Origin of the sequence: Pseudoalteromonas prydzensis, assembly GCF_001661495.1 — a bacterium.
In the GTDB taxonomy this organism is placed as follows: Bacteria; Pseudomonadota; Gammaproteobacteria; order Enterobacterales; family Alteromonadaceae; genus Pseudoalteromonas; species Pseudoalteromonas prydzensis.
Genome location: NZ_BDDT01000006.1, coordinates 170071 through 195847 on the forward strand (window position 1 = coordinate 170071; position 25777 = coordinate 195847).

Annotated in this window: 22 protein-coding genes; 6 read left to right on the forward strand and 16 right to left on the reverse strand. The window is 41.6% G+C overall.

Features of this window, described 5'->3' with window-relative positions:
* Nucleotides 1–1106 precede the first annotated feature (1106 nt).
* From nirB to A7968_RS13185, 4 genes are all read left to right on the forward strand, one after another.
* Complete coding sequence (gene nirB / locus A7968_RS13170; RefSeq protein ID WP_064667028.1) at nucleotides 1107–3680, forward strand: nitrite reductase large subunit NirB; 2574 nt, start codon at nucleotides 1107–1109, stop codon at nucleotides 3678–3680.
* Nucleotides 3667–4023 carry a nitrite reductase small subunit NirD gene (nirD, locus tag A7968_RS13175; RefSeq protein ID WP_064667029.1) on the forward strand — a complete coding sequence of 119 codons (357 nt, stop codon included), beginning with the start codon at nucleotides 3667–3669 and terminating at the stop codon, nucleotides 4021–4023. The genes nirB and nirD overlap by 14 nt, the downstream gene beginning before the upstream one ends.
* A 14-nt stretch (nucleotides 4024–4037) precedes the next feature.
* Nucleotides 4038–4901 carry a uroporphyrinogen-III C-methyltransferase gene (gene cobA / locus A7968_RS13180; protein WP_064667030.1) on the forward strand — a complete coding sequence of 288 codons (864 nt, stop codon included), beginning with the start codon at nucleotides 4038–4040 and terminating at the stop codon, nucleotides 4899–4901.
* Nucleotides 4902–5178: 277 nt separating this feature from the next.
* Nucleotides 5179–6450, forward strand: a complete 1272-nt coding sequence (locus A7968_RS13185; RefSeq protein ID WP_064667031.1) for a nitrate- and nitrite sensing domain-containing protein — start codon at nucleotides 5179–5181, stop codon at nucleotides 6448–6450.
* Nucleotides 6451–6617: 167 nt separating this feature from the next.
* Here A7968_RS13185 and A7968_RS13190 read toward each other — a convergent pair whose 3' ends face one another.
* The 15 genes from A7968_RS13190 to modA all read right to left on the reverse strand — a co-directional run bounded on the left by A7968_RS13190 (nucleotide 6618) and on the right by modA (nucleotide 21576).
* Nucleotides 6618–6959, reverse strand: a complete 342-nt coding sequence (locus tag A7968_RS13190; RefSeq protein WP_084448197.1) for a PDZ domain-containing protein — start codon at nucleotides 6957–6959, stop codon at nucleotides 6618–6620.
* A gap of 116 nt (nucleotides 6960–7075) precedes the next feature.
* A complete protein-coding gene (locus A7968_RS13195; RefSeq protein WP_064667032.1) occupies nucleotides 7076–7624 on the reverse strand; it encodes a hypothetical protein in 549 nt (182 codons plus the stop codon).
* A 270-nt stretch (nucleotides 7625–7894) separates the two neighbouring features.
* The gene (locus tag A7968_RS13200) at nucleotides 7895–8356 is read right to left on the reverse strand and encodes a molybdenum cofactor biosynthesis protein MoaE (RefSeq protein WP_064667033.1); all 462 of its coding nucleotides are present in this window, start codon (nucleotides 8354–8356) and stop codon (nucleotides 7895–7897) included.
* Nucleotides 8356–8628, reverse strand: a complete 273-nt coding sequence (locus A7968_RS13205; RefSeq protein WP_064667034.1) for a MoaD/ThiS family protein — start codon at nucleotides 8626–8628, stop codon at nucleotides 8356–8358. Before A7968_RS13205 ends, A7968_RS13200 begins: the two co-directional genes overlap by 1 nt.
* Nucleotides 8606–9076, reverse strand: a complete 471-nt coding sequence (gene moaC / locus A7968_RS13210) for a cyclic pyranopterin monophosphate synthase MoaC (RefSeq protein WP_064667035.1) — start codon at nucleotides 9074–9076, stop codon at nucleotides 8606–8608. The genes A7968_RS13205 and moaC overlap by 23 nt, the downstream gene beginning before the upstream one ends.
* Nucleotides 9077–9078: 2 nt before the next feature.
* A complete protein-coding gene (gene moaB, locus A7968_RS13215) occupies nucleotides 9079–9612 on the reverse strand; it encodes a molybdenum cofactor biosynthesis protein B (protein WP_064667036.1) in 534 nt (177 codons plus the stop codon).
* Between the two features lie 17 nt (nucleotides 9613–9629).
* Nucleotides 9630–10217: a molybdenum cofactor guanylyltransferase gene (gene mobA, locus A7968_RS13220; protein ID WP_064667037.1), complete on the reverse strand. Its 588-nt coding sequence runs from the start codon at nucleotides 10215–10217 to the stop codon at nucleotides 9630–9632.
* Nucleotides 10218–10221: 4 nt separating this feature from the next.
* Nucleotides 10222–11223 carry a GTP 3',8-cyclase MoaA gene (gene moaA, locus A7968_RS13225; RefSeq protein WP_064667038.1) on the reverse strand — a complete coding sequence of 334 codons (1002 nt, stop codon included), beginning with the start codon at nucleotides 11221–11223 and terminating at the stop codon, nucleotides 10222–10224.
* Nucleotides 11224–11271: 48 nt separating this feature from the next.
* Nucleotides 11272–13968 carry a nitrate reductase gene (locus tag A7968_RS13230; RefSeq protein WP_064667039.1) on the reverse strand — a complete coding sequence of 899 codons (2697 nt, stop codon included), beginning with the start codon at nucleotides 13966–13968 and terminating at the stop codon, nucleotides 11272–11274.
* 9 nt (nucleotides 13969–13977) lie between these two features.
* Complete coding sequence (locus A7968_RS13235; RefSeq protein ID WP_064667040.1) at nucleotides 13978–15486, reverse strand: FAD-dependent oxidoreductase; 1509 nt, start codon at nucleotides 15484–15486, stop codon at nucleotides 13978–13980.
* 166 nt (nucleotides 15487–15652) lie between these two features.
* Nucleotides 15653–17425 (reverse strand): bifunctional protein-serine/threonine kinase/phosphatase, encoded by a 1773-nt coding sequence (locus A7968_RS13240; protein ID WP_084448198.1) that lies wholly within the window; start codon nucleotides 17423–17425, stop codon nucleotides 15653–15655.
* A gap of 10 nt (nucleotides 17426–17435) precedes the next feature.
* Entirely contained in the window at nucleotides 17436–18905 is a 1470-nt protein-coding gene (locus tag A7968_RS13245; RefSeq protein ID WP_064667041.1) for a NarK family nitrate/nitrite MFS transporter, read from the reverse strand.
* Between the two features lie 223 nt (nucleotides 18906–19128).
* Nucleotides 19129–20154 carry an ATP-binding cassette domain-containing protein gene (locus A7968_RS13250; protein ID WP_064667042.1) on the reverse strand — a complete coding sequence of 342 codons (1026 nt, stop codon included), beginning with the start codon at nucleotides 20152–20154 and terminating at the stop codon, nucleotides 19129–19131.
* The gene (gene modB, locus A7968_RS13255; RefSeq protein WP_064667043.1) at nucleotides 20141–20833 is read right to left on the reverse strand and encodes a molybdate ABC transporter permease subunit; all 693 of its coding nucleotides are present in this window, start codon (nucleotides 20831–20833) and stop codon (nucleotides 20141–20143) included. Before modB ends, A7968_RS13250 begins: the two co-directional genes overlap by 14 nt.
* Nucleotides 20827–21576: a molybdate ABC transporter substrate-binding protein gene (gene modA / locus A7968_RS13260; protein ID WP_064667044.1), complete on the reverse strand. Its 750-nt coding sequence runs from the start codon at nucleotides 21574–21576 to the stop codon at nucleotides 20827–20829. The genes modB and modA overlap by 7 nt, the downstream gene beginning before the upstream one ends.
* Before the next feature lie 47 nt (nucleotides 21577–21623).
* Here modA and moeA point away from each other — a divergent pair, with 47 nt between their 5' ends.
* Both moeA and A7968_RS13270 read left to right on the forward strand, forming a co-directional pair.
* Nucleotides 21624–22844, forward strand: a complete 1221-nt coding sequence (moeA, locus tag A7968_RS13265) for a molybdopterin molybdotransferase MoeA (protein WP_064667045.1) — start codon at nucleotides 21624–21626, stop codon at nucleotides 22842–22844.
* A 167-nt stretch (nucleotides 22845–23011) separates the two neighbouring features.
* Nucleotides 23012–23854 (forward strand): substrate-binding periplasmic protein, encoded by an 843-nt coding sequence (locus A7968_RS13270; RefSeq protein WP_064667046.1) that lies wholly within the window; start codon nucleotides 23012–23014, stop codon nucleotides 23852–23854.
* A 40-nt stretch (nucleotides 23855–23894) separates the two neighbouring features.
* Here A7968_RS13270 and A7968_RS13275 read toward each other — a convergent pair whose 3' ends face one another.
* Nucleotides 23895–25769, reverse strand: a complete 1875-nt coding sequence (locus tag A7968_RS13275) for a hypothetical protein (protein WP_064667047.1) — start codon at nucleotides 25767–25769, stop codon at nucleotides 23895–23897.
* Nucleotides 25770–25777 lie beyond the last annotated feature (8 nt).

Below are 25777 nucleotides of genomic sequence, written 5' to 3' on the forward strand. Positions count from 1 at the left end.
ACCTAAAGAAAAAGCACTACCTACTCTTGATCACCCGGTCCAAAGGTCGGTGGTTCGAATCCACTCAGTCGTACCAATTAATGAATAAAAAAACATTAAGAAGAAAGAGCACTACCCACTCTTGATCACCCGGTCCAAAGGTCGGTGGTTCGAATCCACTCAGTCGTACCAATCCTAAATATAAAAACCTAAAGAAAAAGCACTACCTACTCTTGATCACCCGGTCCAAAGGTCGGTGGTTCGAATCCACTCAGTCGTACCAATTAATGAATAAAAAAACATTAAGAAGAAAGAGCACTACCCACTCTTGATCACCCGGTCCAAAGGTCGGTGGTTCGAATCCACTCAGTCGTACCAATCCTAAATATAAAACCTAAAGAAAAAGCACTACCTACTCTTGATCACCCGGTCCAAAGGTCAGTGGTTCGAATCCACTCAGTCGTACCAATCCTAAATATAAAAACCTAAAGAAAAAGCACTACCTACTCTTGATCACCCGGTCCAAAGGTCAGTGGTTCAAATCCACTCAGTCGTACCAATCCTAAATATAAAACCTAAAGAAAAAGCACTACCTACTCTTGATCACCCGGTCCAAAGGTCAGTGGTTCGAATCCACTCAGTCGTACCAATCCTAAATATAAAAACCTAAAGAAAAAGCACTACCTACTCTTGATCACCCGGTCCAAAGGTCAGTGGTTCAAATCCACTCAGTCGTACCAATCCTAAATATAAAACCTAAAGAAAAAGCACTACCTACTCTTGATCACCCGCTCCAAAGATTAATAGTTCAAATCATCGCTGTAGTTAATTATTAGCAATAGGCTTTTATGTTGCGACAGAATTAACAGCAAGGAAGTTGCACTGTTAATGTGCCTTTACTGCACCATCGTAACACATTCAATAAAGCTCACACCTCTCATAAAAAACAATTATTAATAAAAACAATTGGATAAAAACATGGCAATGATATTGCTTAGTTAGGTATATAAAAATAAAACTGCTTTTGCAGTAATGGCAACGAAGCCCGCACACACTAACCGAACGGTTTACTGTGGCGGGCTTTTTTATTGCCAAAATTTAAACCGTCAGCATGAAGGAAAAAACAAATGCCACAGAAAATTCTCGTTATTGGCAATGGCATGGTGGGGCACCATTTTGTTGAGCAAATGCGTGGTAGCGATCAGCATGCGCAGATCACGGTATTGTGTGGTGAAGCAAATCTTGCCTACGATCGGGTCTATTTATCAAGTGTGTTTAATGGTAAAACCGCTGCTGATCTAGCGTTAACGACACATGAAAACTACCAAAAACTCAATATTACTGTGCATACAAGTCAGTGGGTTGAGCATATTGACGCTACGCAAAAGCAGCTCACCACTGCTAATGGCACAATCTATGACTATGATAAATTAGTGTTAGCAACCGGCTCGTACCCTTTCGTACCACCCATTAAAGGCAATGATCAATCCCACTGCTTAGTCTATCGCACCCTAGAAGACTTAGAACAAATAAAAAAGTGTGCGAATGATAGTAAGGTAGGCGTTGTAATTGGTGGTGGTTTACTGGGCTTAGAAGCTGCGAACGCATTAAAACAACTCGGTTTAAATACCCATGTTGTCGAGTTTGCGCCACAGTTAATGGCGGTTCAACTTGATCAGCAAGGAGGGAAATTACTCAGAAATAAAATCGAAAACTTAGGTGTTAGCGTGCACACAGGTAAAGCAACTAGTGAGATAGTTGCTGGTGAGCAGTGTCGTTACCGCTTAAATTTTGCTGATGGTAGCCACTTAGAGACCGATTTAGTGTTGTTCTCAGCAGGTATTCGCCCATACGATACCCTAGGGAATAAAGCGGGGCTTACTTTAGGTGAGCGCGGTGGAATCGTGATCAATAACGCATGCCAAACGTCTAATAAAGATATTTTTGCGATTGGTGAATGCGCATTATGGGATAAAAAATTATTTGGTTTAGTCGCCCCTGGCTACAATATGGCACGGGTTGCAGCAAGTCAGTTGTCAGGTGGCGACCTTCAATTTAACGGCGCCGATATGAGCACCAAGCTTAAGTTATTAGGTGTTGAAGTAGGATCTATTGGCGATGCGCATGGAGCGACAGCCAATGCGAAGGAACTGATATATCAAGATCCAATTCGTGATTGCTATAAAAAAATCGTCCTCAACGAAAGCGGTGATAAGTTACTGGGCGCAGTGTTGGTTGGTGACACCAGCGACTATGACACACTGCTCCAGTATATGCTCAATGATATGGCGCTGCCAGAACATCCTGAATGCCTGATTTTACCAGACAGCGCAGGCGGCGCGCCAACACTGTCAAGCAGTGCCCTACCCGATACAGCCACTATCTGCTCATGCCACAACGTCTGTAAAAGTGACATTATCAGCGCTATCGATAATGGCGCAAACGAACTTGGCGCAGTAAAAACCTGCACTAAAGCCAGCACCGGTTGTGGCGGCTGTACCGCATTACTTAAATCAGTGGTCGATGCTGAACTTGCCGAGCGTGGCGTTGAGGTAAATAACCATCTATGTGAACACTTCGCTTATTCTCGCCAAGAACTATTACACCTTGTTAAAGTAGAGAAAATCAAAACATTCGCTGAGCTGCTTAAAAGTCATGGTGAAGGCCATGGTTGTGAGATATGTAAACCGGCTGTGGGTTCAATTTTAGCTTCAACATGGAATGACTATATCCTGAGTGAGCAACATGTCAGCCTACAAGATACCAATGACAACTACTTAGCTAATATGCAAAAAGATGGTTCATATTCCGTGGTACCGCGTATTGCCGGTGGCGAGGTGACCGCTGAGAAGCTGATTGTACTGGGTGAAGTCGCCAAAGAATTTAATCTATATTGTAAAGTGACTGGCGGCCAACGCATTGATTTATTTGGCGCACGTCTTGAGCAACTGCCTGTTATTTGGCAAAAGCTGATAGCCGCAGGGTTTGAAACCGGCCACGCTTATGGAAAATCATTACGTACCGTTAAGTCTTGCGTTGGCAGCACATGGTGTCGTTATGGCGTTCAAGACAGTGTTGGTCAAGCCATTGCTATTGAAGATCGATACAAAGGCTTACGCTCCCCGCATAAAATAAAAATGGCCGTGTCAGGATGTACCCGTGAATGCGCTGAGGCGCAAAGTAAAGATATCGGCATTATTGCAACCGAAAGTGGTTGGAACCTGTATGTCTGTGGTAATGGTGGCATGCGTCCACGTCACGCAGACTTATTTGCAACTGACTTAGACACCACCACTTTAATCACCTATATCGACCGTATTTTAATGTTTTACGTTAATACTGCTGACAAGCTACAACGTACCTCGGTATGGCTTGAGAATCTTGAAGGCGGCTTAGAATATTTACGCCAAGTGGTGATTGATGACAGCTTAGGTATTTGTGCAGAGCTTGAACAACAAATGGCGCATATCACTAACACCTATGCATGTGAGTGGCTGCGCACAATTGAAGATCCAAATGCAGTTAAGCGCTTCCGTCAATTTGTGAATAGCCCAGATACTGATGAAAACATTGTATTTGTACAGGAGCGAAATCAAATTCGCCCCGCGACTGAAGCTGAAAAAAGTGCCCTTAAATACGCACAGCAGCGCCCTATCGCAGTAACAGAAATTACACAGGAGCAAGAAGATGTCTTGGTATAAAATTGGTACATTAAATGATCTCGTTTTAAATAGTGGGATCTGCGCACAAGTTAAGAATCAACAAGTTGCCGTGTTCTATGTTCCTAACGATAAACAGTCCGTATTTGCTATTAGTAACTTTGACCCAATCGGCAAAGCAAATGTGTTAGCCAGAGGGATTGTCGGCTCACTGCAAGCACAGTTAGTTGTCGCTTCGCCATTGTATAAACAGCATTTTTGCCTAAAAACCGGTCAATGCTTAGAAGCAGAAACAATTCGCGTACCTGTCTATAAAGCAAAAGTAGAACACGATCAGGTTTTTATTAGTAGCCAGCCAGTACTAGCAGCTAGCTCGGTCAGTTAAAAAGTGAGATAACTATGAGCGTATTTTCATATTTTTCAAGGATAGAGAATAACTGGCTTGATAATATTTTGACTCGATACAGCACTGGCCAAAATCGTAACAATAAAACTGGCCAAGTATATCTGATCGGCGCAGGCCCTGGCGATCCTGAACTTATTACCGTAAAAGCACAGCGTATATTAAACAGCGCAGATGTGGTTTTATATGATTGGCTGGTGGCAGATGAACTCATTACCTCACTACCAGCCAGCTGTAAACGCGTATTTGTTGGTAAACGCGCTGGCAAACACTCAATGACGCAACCGCAAATTTGCCAACAACTAGTTAAGTTTGCTCAGCAAGGCCTTACCGTGGTGCGTTTAAAAGGCGGTGATCCGAGTATTTTTGCACGTATTTGTGAAGAAGCTGAAGCACTCCAACAAGCTGCCATAAAGTTCGCCATTATACCCGGTGTAACAACCGCATGCGCCACGTCCGCTTATACCGGTATTCCACTCACTAAACGCCATGTAGCAGCAAGTATTACCTTTATGACGGCTCAATTTAGCGATCCTAAAAAACAACCTGATTGGCATAAATATCGTCACATGCCTAATGGTGATAATTCCACACTGGTGGTTTATATGGGATTAAATAGATTAGAGCAGTTGGTGTCGGGGCTGGTTTCGGTCGGTTGGCCGAAAAATACCCCCATCGCGCTGGTTGAGCAAGCAACCACCTTAGAGCAGCGCGTTAATACATCAACCTTGGAGAAAGTATCTAAAATCCCCTCATCAGAGGCGATCCATGGCCCTACGCTGATTATTATCGGTGAGGTTATCAATCACACTATGCCAATTAGTCCCGAGTTATTAAATGTCACAGCCTATGGCGTTTAACGCCTATTAAAACAAATCATACGCGCGCTTGCTCTCACCTACAGGAGAAAAAAACTGAGCAAGCGCACTTTAAGCATCTTAGCAGTGCACTGCATGCACCAAAATACACCACTGCAGGCTATCCACTTGACTTGCAATAATTCACAAACGCTCACTTTGCTATCAAGTCACTGTAATTTAATGAATTTAATTTTATCTTTAATAAATTTGTGATTTATTTTTAACTGGAATGAAGGTTGCAGAGTTAGCATAAATAACAACACAAAAATAACTATCTATGGCTCACAATAATTCGCTTACTAAAAAATTTCTATTAGCCGCTAAATACGAAGAGATCCATGCGTTAGAACAATTACAAAAAAGTTGTTACAACCTGATTAAACTCGGCCAGTTTGTGCATCAACTACAAAAAGAGCGTGCGATGAGTAATATTTACCTCGCCTCAAACAGAACGCTTTTTGAACAGCAACTACAACAGCAAATAAAACATTCTGATGTATTACAACAAGCCTTGTTTGAATCACTTGCGCAAACTTATTTATGTACAAAACCTGGGGTTGGTAATAGCCGCTTATATAATTTAATAACTATCAGCCTGCAATCCCTTGATACACTTTATTCCTTACGTGAAAAGGTAGCCAAGCAAGCACTCAGTGCGAGTCAATCGACGCAGTCTTTTACGCAAATAATTAGCAGTTTATTAAATGTATTTTTAGAAACCGCGGATGGTGCCAGTGATCCTGTGATCACCCGCCTGTTAGTTGCTTATTTTAACTTTATGCAAGGCAAAGAATACGCAGGACAAGAGCGTGCATATGGTGCAATGGCTTTTGCCAGTAATAAATTTGATACCGAACAAAAAGCATTGTTAAGCCATTTTCAACACAACCAACAAACCAGCTTTGAATTTTTTAGCCAATATGCCGATGAGCAACTCATAGCAAGCTACAAGCTACTGTTACAGGATGAGTCAAACCAAGAAATAGACAAATTACGCACTATGCTACAACAATTAGCGCCAAACAATAACCAAGAACTGTCACAGCTCAGTGAAGTCTGGTTTGACGTAGCAACTGCAAGAATCGATATCATGCATCAAATAGAACAACAAATTTCTAAACGTTTGATAGCAGCGGCTAAAGAGCAAATTGTTGCAGCAAAACAAAGTTTAGACACTCATCAAGGCACACTGGCTATAATTACTAAAGACAGTCCTGATTTTAGTATATCAACCACCGCGACCCTTTTATCTGCAGAGCTAAATGGTTATACCAACACCAATATTGCCGCCGAAAAACTCGCTGCAAATAAAACCATGTATGATTTGATAGCCGAGCAAAGTCAGCATATAAAACTAATAAATAATGCGCTCAGTGAAGCCAGAAACGTCATCAATGAACAAAAAGTCATTAACCAGGCTAAGTTTATTTTGATTGAACAATTAAAATTAACAGAAGCCCAAGCGCATAAGAAGTTACAAAAACAAGCAATGGATAACCACATCAGTTTACATAAAGTCGCAGAGCAAATAATTACGCTGGTAGATTAAGTAGAATATTAAGCGCTGCAAACTCGCTATGATGATCGAAGTGGCTTTAAGAAAAAGACCTAGCCGGCAACGCAATAAACGACTTTGTTTAGTGATTTAGAGTTCACCATAAACGGTCAAAAAGAACAATAATGCCTATTGGCTAAAGGCTCATATGTGTTAGCTTTTTACTCACCGACATGAATTTTTAACAAAACCTCACTACCATCTAAGTTTTTAACTAGTAATGGTAATATTTCACCTGTTTCTTTAGCCATTAGTTTTTTAGCTTTATCCGCTGGGCAGCCTGGGATTTTGCAACCATCCAGTTCAATAACCAATTGACCAGCTTTAATTCCAGCTTTTTCTGCAGGGGATCCAGACTGAACGTTATCAATTTTAAACTCGGTTATTTCAGGACTAAAGAATCCATCAACAGACACACCTGCGACAATGCCAATTTTACCTTCGGCGAGAGCAGCAAATGGTAAAAACAAACTAATTAATATTATCTTCCTAATTGAATTCAAACGCCTTACTCCTTTAAAAACCGAAACACAGCATTAGCTGTGCCAAACGCTTGCCATCGTTAAGCAAGTGTTTGGATGTCCCCATAAATGCTTTGTATGCTGTGGCTAATGTAATCCTATTTCCAACTCATCACACTATCGTAGCCTTCACAACTCTCGACAGCATCAGATGCATTCGTGATAAAAACTTGTTGCTGCTGCGAAACTGGATAACTTAGATATTCTGAGCATTGGGCGCTTTGACCATTACCTACAACAACTTTCGTTCCTGCCTTCAAGGTACATTTCACCAACTTATCAAGCGGTGACCATTGATAACAAATTTCATAGTCTTCTCTATATTTGGCTGTATTTCCTGACGGGAATTGAAATGACCACCACTGACCAAACTCACTCTGCGGGTTTGTACTGTTCCATGCACGATAGATTGTCACCTCATCTGTACTTTCATAAACAGTACCCTGACATAACTTGCCCTTTAAGGGCTCACCGATTGCCTGAGCAAGAAGCGCGGAGTCTTGAACCTGCTTAAATTGGTTACCTAAATCGCCTGCAATCACAGTGCTACCGATACAAGGTGCTGGGGGTAATTGCCCGGTGTCCTTAGGTACATTCGCACATCCTTGTATCACAACGAGCAACGCACCGATTAAAATCCTTTTCATTTCTTCACCTATATTTAATTAATAGTCGCTACGGCATAACGTTTATTCGATCCAATTTGGCGGGATTATAACCGCCAAAACGGCGTATATTACAGCGTAATATACTTCCACTAAATCATGTTCATGTAAATAACTTATTGCAAATGTTATAAAATGAACTTGTTGTTACATCCCAAAACGATTGGTAATCACGTTATAGGACAAAATAACAACCACGGTATATAAATTTACGCTGATAGATGACTGCGAACTGTTTTGTTGTGTATGGTTTCAATCCGCGGCCCATTTTTGTTGTGCCTGTACATCACTGGCTTTAAATTCAACCCACTGCGAAGAATGACTGAAATGTTCTTTTTTCCAAAACGTGGCTTGGGTTTTTAAATAATCCATAATAAATTGCGCACCATCAAAGGCACTTTGCCGGTGTTTGCTACTCACGCCCACAAATACAATTTGCTCGCCAAGGGGGAGATAACCAATTCGATGATAAATGCTAATTCTGCCCAGTTGCCAACGGTTTTGAGCTTGCTCTGCAATGCTTAACAGTAGTTGTTCGGTCATTTGTGGGTAATGCTCAAGCTCCAGTGCCACCACGTTATCGCCATGACTGAATTCTCTCACTAAACCTGTAAAAGTAACCACTGCGCCTTGCTGCACATTACCTATTTGCAGTGCATCATGCAGTACTGCAATGTCAAAATCATCATGGCTGATGGTTATTTCAATACTCATTAGCCACCTGTTACGGGTGGGAAAAAAGCTACTTCATCACCCCCTTTAACAATCGCTTGCTGTTGCGCTATTTGCTGATTCACTGCCGCTATCAGTAAGTCATTATTAAGCGCTGCTTGCCAACTAGGCTGTAAGCTAATCAAATGCGATTTTAATTGTTTAATTGAAAGCGGTTGCTTAATAGCTAAATTATAACTTGCGCATTGTAAGCGCTCTTTTAGTTGACCAAAAAACAATAGCTTTACTTGCTCAGCGTCGTTGCCAGTCACCATGTTTACCTCCTGATTTTTTTATCACCCGAATAGAGTGAATTTCCATATCCGGATCAGCGGCTTTGCACATATCAAATAATGTCAGTGCGGCAACTGATACTGCGCTAAGCGCTTCCATTTCAACTCCAGTTTTGCCTGAGAGTTTACATAAGCTGGTTATTTTTATAATGCAGTCTTGCTCGTCTAGCTCAAAATCAACGGCCACTTTGGTCAACGCCAACGGATGGCACAGCGGGATAAGATCAGCGCATTTCTTTGCTGCTTGAATACCCGCAATACGTGCAACCCCGATGACATCACCTTTTTTATTCTCATTGGCCACTACCTGTGAAAAAGCTTCTTTCGACATCGATATCATCCCTTGCGCAATCGCTTCTCGGGTGGTGATTTGTTTTAGTGAAACATCAACCATATTCGCTTGGCCGTGTTCATCAATATGACTTAACATGTTTAACCCCTAGTTGCACAGCGACTGCCAACACTAATATGTGGCACAAAATTACATGGCTTAAATGTTGCGCTTAATTGCTGCTCAATAATGCCCGTCCACGCAGTTTTGCACGCTCCCGTTGAACCTGGCATGCAAAAAATAACGGTGTTGTTTGCAAGTCCCGCAAGCGCCCGAGATTGAATGGTCGAGCTGCCAATTTCACTGTATGAAATATGTCTAAATAGCTCGCCAAATCCGTCGACCGTTTTATCAAATAACGGCAGCATTGCTTCAGGCGTTGAGTCTCGCTCAGTAAACCCTGTGCCACCGGTGACTAAAATGGCTTGAATAGTTTCATCTGCAATCCATTGCGAGGCAATTGCCCGCATTTGATATACATCATCTTTAACGATTTTTTTATCAAGCAATTGATGCCCAGCATCTTGTAAAGCTTGCACTAGATAATGTCCTGAAGTATCAGTATTTTCATTGCGAGTATCACTGACGGTTAAAACCGCAATATTGACCACGCTGTTATCTGTTGTATTAGCCATAATTTTATTACTTCTTTTTAATAAATTAATTGATTCAATTCTTTAATACCGTGCGCCTTACATAATTGGTTGTATTGCACTGGGGTATTAATATTACTAAATGCGTCGGTTTGTGCGCTTTCAAGCGACTCACCTTGGCATGTTTTTATAAACTGTTTAATCGATAAGTTACTGTCAGTTACACTGAGCACAGAAAATAAATAGTCCTGTGTCACTTGATTATTTTTAATGTAAATGGGTAATGGAAAGTCACTAAAATGCACTAAATTCATGGTTTCAGTGTGCATTTTATGCTGATAAAAATTAACTAAGCGTGTTAATAACGCGCCATTGAGTAATGGCATATCAATCGCCACGACCAGTAAATCGTTCTTAGTGTGTTTAAGGGCGCTGTAAATTCCCCCAAGAGGCCCTTTATTTGGATATATATCAGCTAGATAATTTGGGCAACCGTTGCGACTGATCAATACCTCACTAAGCCCAACGCTGTGCAATAAATCAACACTGTGTTGCTGCAAGGTTTTATCGCCAAACAGCAGCTCGGCCTTATTGGTTTTCATGCGTGAAGATTTACCACCAGCGAGCACTAACCCAGTCACAGCCATTGCTCTATCCCCCTAACATCGCTAAATGCTTAGTTGCGCCCGTTAAGCGCTTATCAAGCTCGTGACTAATGGTTTTGTTACTCATGGCGCTGCGGATCAGTTTAATCGTTTGCTCAGCGGCGTGTTCAGTGGTACAACTATTTAATGCACTGCGTAAGTCGATACCTTGATCAGCAAATAAACACAAATGTAATTTACCCAGCGCCGAAACACGCAAACGATTACAGCTTTGGCAGAAATCTTTGCTGTAAGGCATGATCAAGCCAATACGGCCTTGATAATCGGGATGCCAAAATTCTTGCGCAGGACCATTCAACGTGCCCTTTACGACTTGTAACCAGCCTGCTGCTAGCAAACTATCTTTAACGCCTTGGCCACTTAAATGATTTTGTTCAAAAAATTGCGTGCCATTACCGGTTTCCATCAATTCAATAAAGCGCACTGTTACTCTCTGGTGCTTTATCCAAGCAAGGTAATCTTTTAGCTGGTTATGATTAAATGCTTTCGCCAATACGGCATTAACTTTAATACGCTTAATGCCAATCTGCTGAGCTCGTGCAATGCCGTTTAAAATATGTTGTAGCTTGTCGTGGCCAGTTATTAGTTGAAACATTTTCGGATCTAAGCTGTCGATACTGACATTAATGGCATCAAGTCCAGCGGCTTTATATTCATCAACATTATTTAATAAGTTAAAACCGTTGGTTGTCAGCGCGACTTCGCTAATTCCGCTAGTCGCTTTACAGCGTTTGATGATCTCTGGCAAATCTTTACGTAGGCATGGCTCGCCGCCCGTTAAGCGAATTTTTTTAGTGCCTAACTTGGCAAAAGCACTCACTACAGTAGTAATTTCTGCTTGTGTCAAGAACTCACGCGGCGTATCACACTGATAACCATTCGGTAAGCAATAACTACAACTAAAATTACAGACATCAGTAATCGAGAGTCTTAAATAATTAAAACGGCGTCCAAATTTATCTTCAAGTTGATAGTTGTCTTCACGCATAAATTGTTCTACTTATTATTTTTATATACATCTGCTTTGGCATAACAACTACACCGTGACCAGCACATCAATTTGCTGCCCTTGAGCAATCACAGCATGGCGCTTAATGAGCTGACTTAATTCAGTTTTACATGAGCCACAATTAGTCCCGCACTGTAACTGCAAGCCCAGTTCATCAACCCGATGCGTCCCCGCTTTTATGGCATCAACAATTGGCTTTTCTCTGACTTTAAAGCAGCTACAAATTTGTCGCCCTTGGCTAAACTCTTCGTCAGGTGTGGCCGTTAATAATGACTGCAGTTGTGCAAAGTTCAGTGCCGATTGGCTAAACAAGTGATTGATCCACTCAATTGATGTGGTTACTTGCTCATTCGTTACCATCGCCACAAACACTAATCGACCATTGGCAATACATTGAATACGTTGCGTAGCGCCTTCATAAAAACCTGACCACTGCCCTTTTATGCCACTGCTTTGTTGGCACCAGTAAAGTGCATCTGCGATAACATCGTTAAATGCGAGCTGATATTGGCTGCAATTACTGGCATTAACTTTTAACCAATAATCACTTTGCGCCGTTAGATCAGCCTGGCAGTTACTTTGCTTATTAACAAATACATCCATATATTGGCTAAACTCTACCGGTTGCAGCTTTATGGCCGTAAACTTCGTTTCTGGTTGACCTGAAATAGGATCAGCAATGGACGAATATAATTTGCCAACATTAGCTGATGAGGCAAATTGCTGATTCCAATGGATCGGCATAAAACATTCACCCGCTCTGAGTGAGTCGGTAATTTTGGCATTCGCTATTACTTCGCCCACCTTTGACTGCGCTCGAACTAAATCATCATTGTTGATGCCAAGCCGACTAGCATCCTTCGGATGAAGCTCAATATAAGGACGCGTAATATGGGTTGAAAGCGTTGCAGATTTGCCCGTACGAGTCATGGTATGCCATTGGTCGCGAATACGCCCAGAATTCATCACTAACGGATATTCACTTGAGGTAACTTGCTTAGGGAGTTGCGGCGTAATGGCAATAAAACGCGCTTTTTTATTCGTTGTGCTGAATTGATTTTGGCTGAACACTTGCCCGTGTTGGTAGTTATCGCCTTTAATACAGGGCCATTGGATAGGCCTCAAGGCATTATATTCGCGACTGCTCATGCCCGCTAAAGCAGATAAATTAAGCTGTCGTGACCCGTTATTCTCAAAGCTTGTTAATCGCGCCCACTCATCAAAAATTTCACTTGGCTGGGTAAAATCAAATCCACTGAAACCCATTTTTTTTGCGACATCACAGAGTATTTGCCAATCGTTTTTTGCGCCAGCGAACGGCGCGATAATTGCTCTTTGGCGAGAAATACGGCGCTCTGAATTGGTCACGGTGCCTTCTTTTTCTCCCCAACCAGTGCTGGGTAGTTTGACATGGGCATAATCAAGGGTGTCGTTACTTGCCACGCAATCCGATACCACCACCAGTTCACAGGCTTTCAGTGCTTCAGCTATTGCATCGGTATTTGGTAGGCTAACCATCGGATTGGTCGCCATGATCCACACCGCTTTGATTTTACCAGCGCGGATCGCATCAAACATATCCAGCGCTTTCGCGCCTGCTTGAGTGGCGATAGTCGGTGATTGCCAAAAACGCTTTACTAATGATTGATGCTGCTCATTTTCAATGTCTAAGTGCGCAGCAAGCTGATTTGCCAACCCACCCACTTCGCGTCCGCCCATGGCATTGGGTTGACCTGTGATAGAAAACGGCCCAGAGCCTGTTTTTAATAACTTCCCTGACGCTAAATGGGCATTAATAATCGCATTACATTTATCAACCCCTGACGATGATTGATTAATGCCCATTGAGTAAAAGCTAATGGCTGAGGCGCTAGTGGCAAACTCGCTATAAAATTGGCTAACTTCGTGGCGACTTAGTTCACAATAGCTGGCAACCTCATCTATCGTCCATGACTGCGTTGCTGCTAATGCAGTTGCAAAATCATCGGTGTGCTTTGCAATAAAATCATCATCAAGCAGTTGGTTATCCGCTAAGTAACGTAATAAACCGTTATACAGTGCGGCATCTGTGCCTGGCTTTAGTTGTAAAAACCTATCGGCCAGCTCTGCGCTATCGGTGCGTCTTGGATCGATAACCACCACTTTCATGGTTGGGTTCATGCGCTTTGCTCGTGCGATGCGCTGATATAACACAGGATGTGTCCATGCCGCATTAGAGCCAATTAAAATAAGCAGTTCAGTGTGCTCTAAGTCTTCATAATCACAAGGCACTACATCTTCACCAAAAGCGCGTTTATAACCCGCCACCGCAGAAGACATACACAAGCGTGAATTGGTATCAATGTTGGCCGAACCAATATAACCTTTCATGAATTTATTGGCGATGTAATAATCTTCGGTTAACAACTGCCCAGAAACATAAAAAGCCACCGCATCTGGGCCGTGCTCGGCAATTATTTTGCTGAATTCACTCGCCACGTAATCACTCGCCTCAGACCAGCTTACTTGTTTATTGTTAATTTCTGGTGCGCTAAGGCGATTCTCGTTGCTAATTGTATCTAATAAATGGGTGCCTTTTACGCATAACCGGCCGTAGTTTGCCGGATGCTCAGGCATCCCTTCTAGCTGTGTCGGTTGATTGCCCGCTAAGGCAACATCAACGCCACAGCCTACACCACAATACGCACATGTTGTTTGAATTAAACTCTCTTTTAAAGTGGTCATGGCGCTCTCTTATGCAAGTTCGGTTACGGGGATCAATGCGCTATCACTGAGTCGCTTAGGCTCTGCTTGAGTGACGGCTAAGCTGTGTTCGGTTACACAGTGTTCGATAATGCAATTTACTCGGCTTTTGCAGCTGCCACAGCCAGTGCAGGCTTTAGTGACTGTTTGTACACCCACTAAATCGATGGCGCCGGCTAACACGGCTTGTTCAATCGTGTGTTTAGTTACTTGGTGACAACTGCAGATCATTGCTTCAGCAGGTAAATCAGCAATTGAAATCGTATCTGCTGTCGGGGCCAGCGGGAAAATAAGTGATTCAGGGGCAACACTAAGTGCCAAATCGTTCAAGTGATATTGCAGTAAGTTGTCATAATCGCTGGTATCACCCACCAATACTGCACCAATCAAACGGGTACCGGCTGGATCAGTGACTATTTTTTTGTAAACACCGCTGAGTTGATCATCAAAAACATAACTACGAGCATCCTGCGTCCGCCCATGAGCGTCACCAATTGAGCCTACTTCAACGCCCATTAGTTTTAATTTGGTGCTCATATCAGCACCAGTAAATGCACAATCACTATGACTAGACAAAATATGTTTAGCAGCAATTTTCGCCATAGCGTAACCCGGTGCCACTAAACCAAAGATAAAGTTACTCCACAGCGCACATTCGCCAATAGCATAAATATTTTGATCTGATGTTTGGCAATGATCATTAATAACAATGCCACCACGCTCACCAACAGCTAAATCAAATTCTCGGGCTAAATTATCATAGGGACGGATACCCGCTGAAAATAAAATAAGATCGGTTTCTAGCGTTTCACCACCTTTAAAGCACATTTTGTAGCGACAGCTATCTCCATCGACAATTTCTTCTGTGGCCATCGAGGTATGAACCTGCACACCTAATGCGCTAATTTTATCTTTCAGTAATCGCCCGCCGCCGCCATCAACTTGTACGCCCATTAATTGCGGGGCAAACTCTACAACATGAGTTTCAAGACCCAACTGCTTCAGCGCATTCGCCGCTTCTAAACCGAGTAAACCACCACCAATCACCACCCCCACTTTACTGCTGCTGGCAGAGTGTTTAATCGCATTTAAATCAGCAATGGTGCGATACACTAAGCAATGTTCACGGTCTTTGCCTGGGATAGGCGGTACGAAAGGAAATGAGCCAGTTGCCAGTACCAGCTTGTCATAATCAAAGATTGCGCCTTCACTGGTCGTTACTTGCTGCTTTTCCCGGTTTATATGAGTGACTTTTGCATTGGTGTAAAAACGCACTTGCCAATCCGCATATATTTGCTCGTTTGTTAGCGCAAGGTCATCGGCTGTTTTGCCAGCAAAAAATTCTGATAAATGCACTCTATCGTAAGCTAAACGCTCTTCACCACTGAGTACTGTCACTTCAGCATCTGAACTAGGGTTTATAAGGCTGGTAATTTGCTCCACGAAATGATGCCCAACCATTCCATTACCGACGACAACGACTCGTTGTTTGTGGTTCATCAGTTCACCCTACTTGCTATATATTTATTGTTATTAGCAATTAAAGCAAGGGCCATACCAAACATTTAAATTCAATATATACAACAACTTAAATTTTAAATAAATATTAAAAGCTAGGTACAGCACCACGACGATCCATTGCTTGCACCACAGTGATACTGCGTTGTTATTTAATGATAAGCACCGTGAGTAAGCAAAGGAATAAACAAATAGCGATCACTTGCCATACCATCACGGGATTACGCTGATAAAAACCAGGTTTATCTATTGGCGTGATACTCAGCTGTGAGTTTGGGGTATTGAGATCGTTAATAAACTCTGAAAATGAACTATAGCGATGCTCAGGCTTTACCGCTGTGGCTTTCATTAACGTTTGGTCAAACCAAAATGGGATATCACTACGATAGTCACGAATACTGCGATAATGCCAAAGAGTACTACCTGAAGGTGCTTGTTGAACAGAAGATAACGATTTATACGGTAACTGCCCAGATAATAGCTCGTAGATAATCACTGCAAGTGAAAACAAGTCACTTTTAAAATCGGCGTTTAAAGTAACCAGTGTTTCTGGCGCTGTGTAACCAAGCGTACCTTGCGGACACTCATCCACTATTTGATTAATATCATCATGCATAGCAGCAATTTTTACGGTGCCGTAATCAATCAAGGTGACTTTACCATGCGCATCAATCATGACGTTATCTGGTTTTAAATCACGATGCACCATGTCAAGACGCTGAAAAGCTCGCAACGCTTGAACCATTTGCAAAGCAATGTTTCGCACTTGGCTTATTTGTGGATCGGGCGTGTCTGCTAGCCACTGTCTTAGAGTTTGGCCATCCATATATTCACAAATATGATATAAAAAATCACTGTCATCGGCAGTATTAAGGACTTTCATAACATTGGGATGGTTAATACGCTGGCCAACCCACCCTTCCCGCATAAATCCTTGCAAGTAATGAAGGTCGTCTGCGAAGTTTATCGAGGGCGTTTTTAATACTACCGGTGCGGCATACTCGTTACTTTGCACTAAGTAAATATGTGATCGCGTACTGGCGTATATTTGCCGAAGTACTGTGTACTGATCAAGTTGCTGACCAACCTGCAATACCGCTGGGATTTTACGTTTAGTGAGATCGCGATATCGTTCATCTAAACATTTTTTGGGGATCTGCTGCACTTTTACCAGTAAACAACTCACATTGTCATCACTGCCTTGGGCAATCGCGCGCTGCGTGATAGCTTTAGCCGCAGCTTCAAGATCATTATGACTATTAATACACTCAATAATCTGTGTTTGAGTGACAAAATCGTGCACACCATCACAGCTCAATACATAAATATCATGCTGTTTTATTTCAAACTGATAAACATCAACTTCTTGGTGTAACTCTGCCCCTAAGGCCTTGGTTAAATGTTGATTAACTTTATGATCACGGGTTAATTGAGTGAGTTCACCATCGCGTAATTGCGCAACACGCGTATCACCCAAATGGAAAATAAAGCCACTGGTTGATTTTAAAATCAGTGCAGTAAACGTAGTCATCCAGTGGGCTTGACGGTGCATTTGTTGACTATTAGTCGGTGTTTGCGAATAAAGCCACAAATTTAAACTCGCCAGCACTTTTGATACTGATTTTTTTACCGACCAACTAGGCTCGGTAGCTAAATATTCATTAATAAAGTGACTGACCGCTAAATTAGCCGCTTCTTTGGCGAATTTAGCGCTTGAACAGCCATCCGCAATACACGCAACAATACCTTTGTAATCACGGTCATGACCTTTGGTATGCAGGGCTGCAAAAGCGTCTTGATTATCGGCTTTATTGCCTGGCGCTGAATGACCACCAAATGACACCTGTAGCTCATTTTTAGCATGCATATTTACAGTCCGTTTATTAACTTGGCTGCTCGCTTTGGCGGTTTCAGCTATCATCTAATTTGCCTTATGTGACAGAAATTAATTCAACCGAGCCGTCTTCATTCACTTCTGTGATATGGCCCTTCGGTTCTTGCATAAACATTAACGCTATCAGTCCCACTAACGCACTGCCTGCGATAACAAAAAAGAAGGTTTGATAATCAACCATTGATAATACCGTTAAATACACCACCGCCCCTACGTTACCATAAGCCCCTGTCATACCGGCAATTTGCCCAGTTAAGCGACGCTTAATAAGTGGCACCGCCGCAAAAACAGCGCCTTCACCGGCTTGCACAAAGAACGAGCACGCCATTGCAGCCACAACCGCTAACCAAAGCGGCCAACTTGCATCAACTAGCCCCATAACAAAATAACCTACTGCTAGACCCATGGTTAGCACGATTAAGGTAATTCTACGTCCGAGTTTATCAGAGATCCAACCACCACCTGGGCGCGATGCGAGATTCATAAAAGCATACGCAGAGGCGAGTAATCCGGCATAAACCATATCCAGACCAAAAACCTCACTAAAAAATAACGGCAACATAGAAATAACCGCCAACTCTGAGCCAAACGTTGTAAAATATAAAATATTCAACACCGCTACTTGTTTAAACTCATAACGCTGTGACTCTGGGACAGGATGCTTAAAAATAGCTTTATTGATATCGTAGGTTTTATATACTTCATAAACATAAAGTGAAATAAGAACAACATATACGCCTAGCACAAAGTTAGCTGATATAAGATTGGCACCACTTGGCGAAAGTTTCCAACTTAGTAATGCCAATGCCGCATACATAGGAATTTTCATGATCAACAGTAAGACAAAATCGCCTTTACTGGTTACTTCCATTGCGCCAATTTTTTTCGGTTTAAAATAGGTTGCCCCTTTTGGGGTATCGCTAACATTAAAAAACCAAATTAGCCCAAATAGGATGCTAATTACCCCAGTTACAGCAATCGCATAACGCCAGCCATCATCACCGCCAAATAGCAGTGCAATCGCAGGCAATGACATCGCAGCGGCAGCTGAGCCAAAGTTACCCCAACCACCATAAATACCTTCGGCTATGCCAAGTTCATTAGCAGGAAACCATTCACTAACCATGCGAATGCCCACCACAAAGCCAGCTCCGATAAAACCCAGCGCAAAACGGGCAATTGCAGCTTGTTCAAAGGTCGTAGCCGCAGCAAACATAAAACACGGAATACTACAGGTAATAAGTAATGCCGAATAAACAATGCGCGGGCCATATTTATCGGTGAGCATACCCACCACCACCCGTGCTGGTATCGTTAATGCGACATTCAAAATCAATAAGGTTTTAACTTCACTCATACTGATACCCAATGAACTGGCTATTGCACCTAACATCGGTGCATGATTAAACCAGACAAAGAATGACACGAAAAAAACCATCCAACTAAGATGGAGCACTTTCATCTTGCCCCGAAATGATAATAAATTGAATCCTGTAGTTTGCTGCATACGACACGCTCCTGACGCTATTTTTATTAGAATAAAATCTTAAAATACTTTTAATACTATTTTTTAGTTCTAAGTAAGTTAAAAGCAGGTAAGGGCGAGCAAATTATGAGCCACATAATTATTTTCAATTATTTCAATATGGTAGGGATTTAAAATTATCTAAAGCAGGCCTGTTGCACTATTAAGGGAATGTTAATGTGCTGTATCGGTGCAAAATAGCGTACTAAATTGCATGCGGTTGTGCATACAAGGTTTGTCCTGTCGTTATCGCCAACTGCTGCCATGCCAGCGGGTTGAGACTACACAATAATGTTTGCCCATCAACATCAAGATACAGTAGCGCTTCATGCTGCTGCAGCTGACAACCCACAAACGTACAGTGCAGAGTATTGATGCAGCTGCTATTTTTTTCAGGCGCTGTGCTAACACTGATGTCATTTGCGTTTATACAAATTTTATAGTTGTTTCGATCATCAAACTGATTGATATAAAGTACTTGTTGGCTTTGGCTAAGCGTGACTTTTGTTAAGTTATACTCAGGTAATGGGCTCGGTTGTTGAAAGTTAATAAAACTAAAATGTGTAGTACCTTGCTCATTATTAATATGTTGGCTAATAATATCTGTATCGCCAAATCGAATTATTTTTCCTCGGCTTAATTGCAGTAGTTTATCAGCGCAATAACTAAGCTCTTTCAGAGAGTGACTGACAATAATAAAGGTAATCTTTTTATTTTTTGCTAAGTATTTAATTGCCGAGAGTAACCGCTGTTTTTTTTGCCAATCTAGTGCAGAAAAAGGCTCATCTAACAAAATAATATTTTGGCCAAGCAATAAAGTTCTAGCAAAAACAATTCGTTGCTGCTCTCCACCGGATAAGCTGCCAACCTCACGGTTTAGCAAGTCTGCAACACCTAGTAACGAGACAATCTCGTCGATCATTAATTGATTATTATTTTTAGGGCGATGCTTATAGGCAAAATTTAAATTTCCCTGCACATTTAAATGGGGGAACAACGGACACGCTTGCAATTGTAAGCAAATACCGCGTTTATCTGGTGCAAGCGTTGCTAAATTTAGCTGGTTATTAATAATAGACTGCCCAGTACTAATACCACTAATTGCAGCTAATAAACTCGATTTTCCTGCACCAGATGGACCATAAACACCAACAATAATGCCCTGTTCAACTGCAAACTCTACATCTAAAACAAAGTTTTCAAGTGGCTGATTAATATTAACTTGTAGCATTAGCGCCTCTAAAGCCAAGGTTTGATCTATTAAACTTAAACAGTAAAACTAGGCAGATAAATGAAATTGCAAATAAAATCAGTGATAACTCATGGGCGGCTTGATAGTTAAGTGCTTCAACGTGATCATATAAAGCAATTGAAACAACTTGTGTTTCACCGGGTATATTGCCGCCGATCATAAGCACTAAACCAAACTCGCCAAGTGTATGGGCAAACCCAAGCGAAAAAGCACTTAAAATTGTACTTTTGAGTAACGGGATCAATAAATAGAAAAACCGCTTTCTCGCACTAAAACCAAGCGCAATCGCCGCGCTGTTATATTGACTATTTACTTGGCTAAAACCAACCAATAAAGGTTGCATAACAAAAGGCAGTGAGTAAATGAGTGAGCCAAGCACAATCCCTGAAAAGCTAAAAGCTAACTGATGACCCGTCAGGCTTTGCCAAAACTCCCCTAAAATTGTATTAGGTGAAAAAGCCACCAGCAAATAAAAGCCAAGCAATGTTGGCGGTAAAACTAAAGGTAGCGCAATGACCGCTTCAAAATACGGTTTCAAACGACCTCTGTAGTTTGATAATAGCCAAGCAATTGGAAAACAAATAATCAGCAATAATAAGGAGGTTATAACCGCTAATTTCACAGTCAAAAATAATGCTGTAAAGTCTGTCTCTAGCATTGGCTACAGGCCTTTTGATAGCCGAGTTCTGTGATCTCACTTTGCACTGCGGGGGAGAGTAAATAACTCAGTACCTTATTAGCGGCAGCTAAATTGTCAGTTGATTTTAACACCACAACTTGTTGCGTTATGGCTGGGTACTGCTGATAAGGGAGCTGCGTATATGCTAAATATTTATCATTAGCGTGTTGCTGATACGCAGCTTTTAAACTAGCCAAAGCAACAATGCCCTGCCCCGCATTGCCGCTGTCTACAAACTGAAATGCCTGCGTAATATTATGCGCCAGTACAAATGATAAGTTGGTTTTAAGATAACGGTCGTTATAATATTTTGCAGCTTCGCCATAAGGTGAAGAGCGAGGATTAGCTATCGCTATATAAGAGTTTGACGAATTTAATTCAGGTTGCCAAAGTGCCAATACTCCCGTTGCATAAGTATGAATACTCTCCTTAATAATTAGGTCTTGTTGCTTTAGTAATGCCGGCCTTTTAGCATCTGCTGAAAGAAACATATCAAAAGGCGCACCATGAATTATTTGCGAATACAATACACCACTTGCGCCAGCTGACAGGGTTATTTCAATTTCATCAGCAAAAGGGGCTTTATTTAAAAGTTGCTCTAAAGGGGCTTTAAAGTTACTGGCAACCGCAATATGCAGGTTTTCTGTTGCCGATACGCTATTAATATTGAGTAATAACACAAACCAAAAATAGTAACAGACTCTATTGTAAAGCATTGACATTATGAGTATTGTTTTAATTATCTAATGAATAAGAAGAATCAATATATATGAATGACTGCTTTAATGCATCCGCTTTATTATCGGTTGAAGACGCGATTGAAAATATCTTATCGACAATAAAACCCATTGCACAACATGAACAGATCAGTCTGTTCAATTCTTTAGATAGGGTTTTAGCCAAAGAGCTAGTCTCCAACATAAATGTGCCTATTCATGATAACTCTGCAATGGATGGCTACGCTATTTGTTATCAATCGTCAGCTAATAGCTATCAACTTATCGGAACCGTGCTTGCTGGCGAATACTTTGAGCAGCCGTTACGCCCAGGCGAGTGCGTTAGAATTATGACCGGTGCTCCCATACCTAAAGGCTGTGACGCAGTTATTATGCAAGAAAATGCCACTAAAGTAGGCAATCACGTCACTATAAATCAAAAAATCAAAATGGCCGATAACATCCGCCGCGCCGGTGAAGACATCACCAAAGGTGAAACCGTTTTAACCATTGGCCATAAGCTAACCCCAGTTGACCTAGGTTTACTTGCCTCGCTGGGCATTGAGCAATTAACAGTTTATAAAAAATTAACCGTCGCTGTATTTTCAACCGGTGATGAACTAACACTGCCCGGCCAGCCATTAAAAGCCGGTGCAATTTATGAAAGCAATCGCCCGGTACTTATTTCATCACTGCAAAAGCTTGCGTTTGACGTTATTGACTTAGGGATCATTAAAGATACTAAAACAGCGATAAAAGACGCATTTTTAAAAGCTGACCAAGCTGCTGATGTTATCATTAGTTCTGGTGGGGTCTCTGTAGGTGATGCTGATTATACTAAGGAAGTGCTGAACGATATTGGTGAGATCGGATTTTGGAAAATAGCCATGAAGCCAGGTAAACCTTTTGCGTTTGGTAAACTTCCTAACAGCTATTTTTTTGGTTTACCCGGCAACCCAGTCTCTGCAATGGTGACTTTTATGCAACTAGTATGCCCTGCACTTAATTACCTTTCAGCCCAACCTCGCGCAGAACAAACAAATAAACTCACTGCTATTACCACCACCGCAATTAAAAAACGCCCTGGACGCACTGATTTTCAAAGAGCGATTGCAACGATTGATAACGAAGGCTTTTACACGGTAAGCGCGCTGCCTTATCAAGGTTCTGGCGTGCTGACATCGATGAGTAAGGCAAACTGCTTTATCGTCCTCCCAGCGGATTCAGCAAATGTAGCTGAAGGCTCGCGGGTAGAAATTGAAATGTGTAAATAGATTGGCATTAGCAATTCATTCTTTTTATTAACTTTAGTTATCGTCTTTTTTAAGTTGTTAAATGTACATATGCGACTAAGCTGTAAGGATAATTACAAAAACTTATCAAATAAATGAGAAAGTACTTACTCTTTTTATTTTTGTTCAGTGGGTGCGGCTACGCGACTATGACCACTGTTGCTTATCAAGTCGGTGAGCAAACGATCATTGCACCAGCTGTACGCTATGAATATGGCTATGCTTATAACCTTGAAGCCAAAAAACGTTTAAAGCTAGTCACTTTAAATTGGCCCCCCTATATTGATGAATCACTTTGCAACAATGGCTGGCTTTTTCAACTAACCGTTAAACTACTGCTGCAAAAAGGCTATGGTGTACATATAGAGTTTTTCCCATGGGCGCGAGCGCTTAGAGCAGCAGAATTAGGCAATGCGGATATTTTGTTTCCTGAGTATTTTATTGATGCTGAAGTTATGTCAGAAAATAGGCAAGGTAAAGCACGTAACGACTTAATGGCTTTATCCACGGAGATACCCGGTGGCAACTTGTCACTGATCGGGCTAAGCGGCAGAGAATCAAACTATGACGGCAGTTTAGAGTCAATAAAAGGTCAAACTCTTGGTGTCGTTCGCTCGTATAAAAACACTCCAGAACTCGACAAACTGATTAACTCAAAACAAATTAGTACCATTGTTGCTAACAATGAGTTCCAGCAAATTCATTTACTCATGAACCTGCGGGTTGATTTGATTGTAGCTGATTTTGACGTGTTAATTGCAAGTATTGAAAAGTCTCAGCTCTTCGAAACAGAAAAACAGCAAATGAAAAATGCGCTGGTGGCATTGTCCCCTGCACTTGCTTACAAGCCTTTATATTACTCGGTAAGTAAAGCAAACCCACAGTGGCAGGAAATTTTAGCCGATCTCAATAACGAGATAAATAAAATGAAAGAGCAAGGTGAACTTTTAAGCTATATTGAAGAAAAGAAAAACCAGTGTAATCGCAAATAACTGGGCGCTTAAATGTTCGCAAATAAGCGCCTTTATATTGTTAAAACAATGACTCAAATGTGCCATCAGGGAATAAAATACCCGGTACACCTCTTACCGCTGTTACATCTGCGATTTGCGTGTCGCCAAAATATAATCCGCCACTGTAATTACGGCCTTTTTGTTTAACGTCTAACCAACGCCCTTGCGCACCTTTGATCACTGCGTTGATATTATTTCCTACCGTACGTAGGTTTATTTCAAGTGCTCTGTTTTTTAATCGTAAGGCAAGCTCTGCATTGGAAATTTCAGCTAAGCGATTCAACCTACCTACATATGCAAATTGAAAATCTTTAGCACCGTTTAATGACATCATCAATTGCACTGCAAATACAATATTCGCAGATACTTCATCAATAAATGGTGTGGCTTCTATCGCTTGCAAATTAAACGGGGTTGTTTGATTTTCGCTGATCAGTTGCCCTTTAAAATCAAAGCCTGACAGTACTGTAACAAGTTCTTCAAAGGGTGTTACAAAGCGATTGGCTGTTAGCTTGATATCCCCTGTTAACGAACTGTGTTCGTTTTCTAAACTAACGTTTGTGGCAATTTTTAGTTGCCCGGTTGTTTCACTTTGTTCAGCTGAGAATGGATCGTCAGTGCCATCAAACGACACGACTAATTCTCTCGCATCTACATTTAATTGCGTATCTGAGCCAGTCACTTTAGCGTTCATAATGCCACTAACTTGATTTCCTAATAGGCCACTTACACGCCATTGTGGGATACTTAAATCAATTTGCACATCATGGTTATCATACTGCCCTGTGATCTCCCACGAGTAAGGCGAGTGTTGATAATTAATTGTCAGCCCTTGTAAAGTATAAATGCCTGCGTCAGTATCATTCAGAGGTGAAAAATTATAAATCACATCATATAGTACGTTCGCCAGCACGATGAGCGTCTGTTGTGACTCTTGATCTAATATATCCTCAAACTCAGTTAAATTTTCGGTTAATTCATCACTGTATTTTTGCTCTTGTAGCCGCGCAACGCCCAATATGTTGCGTACATCTTCTAGTAGTTCTTTAGAGTGTAATTGCGGTTGTTCAAGTGCTCGTGTAGCTATGTTTTGTGCATCACCGATGCTTGCCAACTTTTGTTTCACTTCCCCTACTACTGCTTGCAGTAACTGGTTGCCGTTCACATTTAGTAAGTTTTCTGACACATAACGATCTGCATAAGTGCGATAAAATGGCAAGCTAACTAACTGGGCTTGTTGTTCGATAACACTATTACCAGTTGTATTTAAACTCTCCTCAAGGTCAGCGGCTCTTTTTAAAATAACACCAAAGGTCAATGCGTTAGTTAATAATTCGGCTTCTAGATTATCATTTAACTGACTATGCGTAAGGTGGTAAAAAGGTGTCGCACTTAAACTTTCTAAAGTAATATCTAAATTCTCATCGCTGATAACTGAACTGACTGGCGATAAATACAGTTTATTTTCACCCGGTGCAGCAACAAAATCAGCCCGATAACTCAGCGTCATGTCCATCACTTCTTGATAATCAAGACGCCGGTTGTTGTTCTCATCATACGGGTTATCTCTAAAGGTACGACCACAACCTGCAAAGCTTGGACAAGGGATCGTTGTGCCATCTGAGACAAATTCAACACGATAGAAATTTAATGTCGCTGCAGATAACGTCACATTGTTAATATCTGCAACCGCAATGCTTTGTACATTTCCCGTATTATCATTAGTTAGGGTTAACGTGCCTGTTTTAGATTGCCAAGGAGCAATGTAAAAGCTCACTAATGACGAAGTGCTTTCTACTGTCACTGGCGCAATACTGGTTTGCCTATCATCTGATGAACCACCACAGCCGACCAATGACATAAGTAAACTAACTGATAAAAGTTTTTTTAACATCATGATCC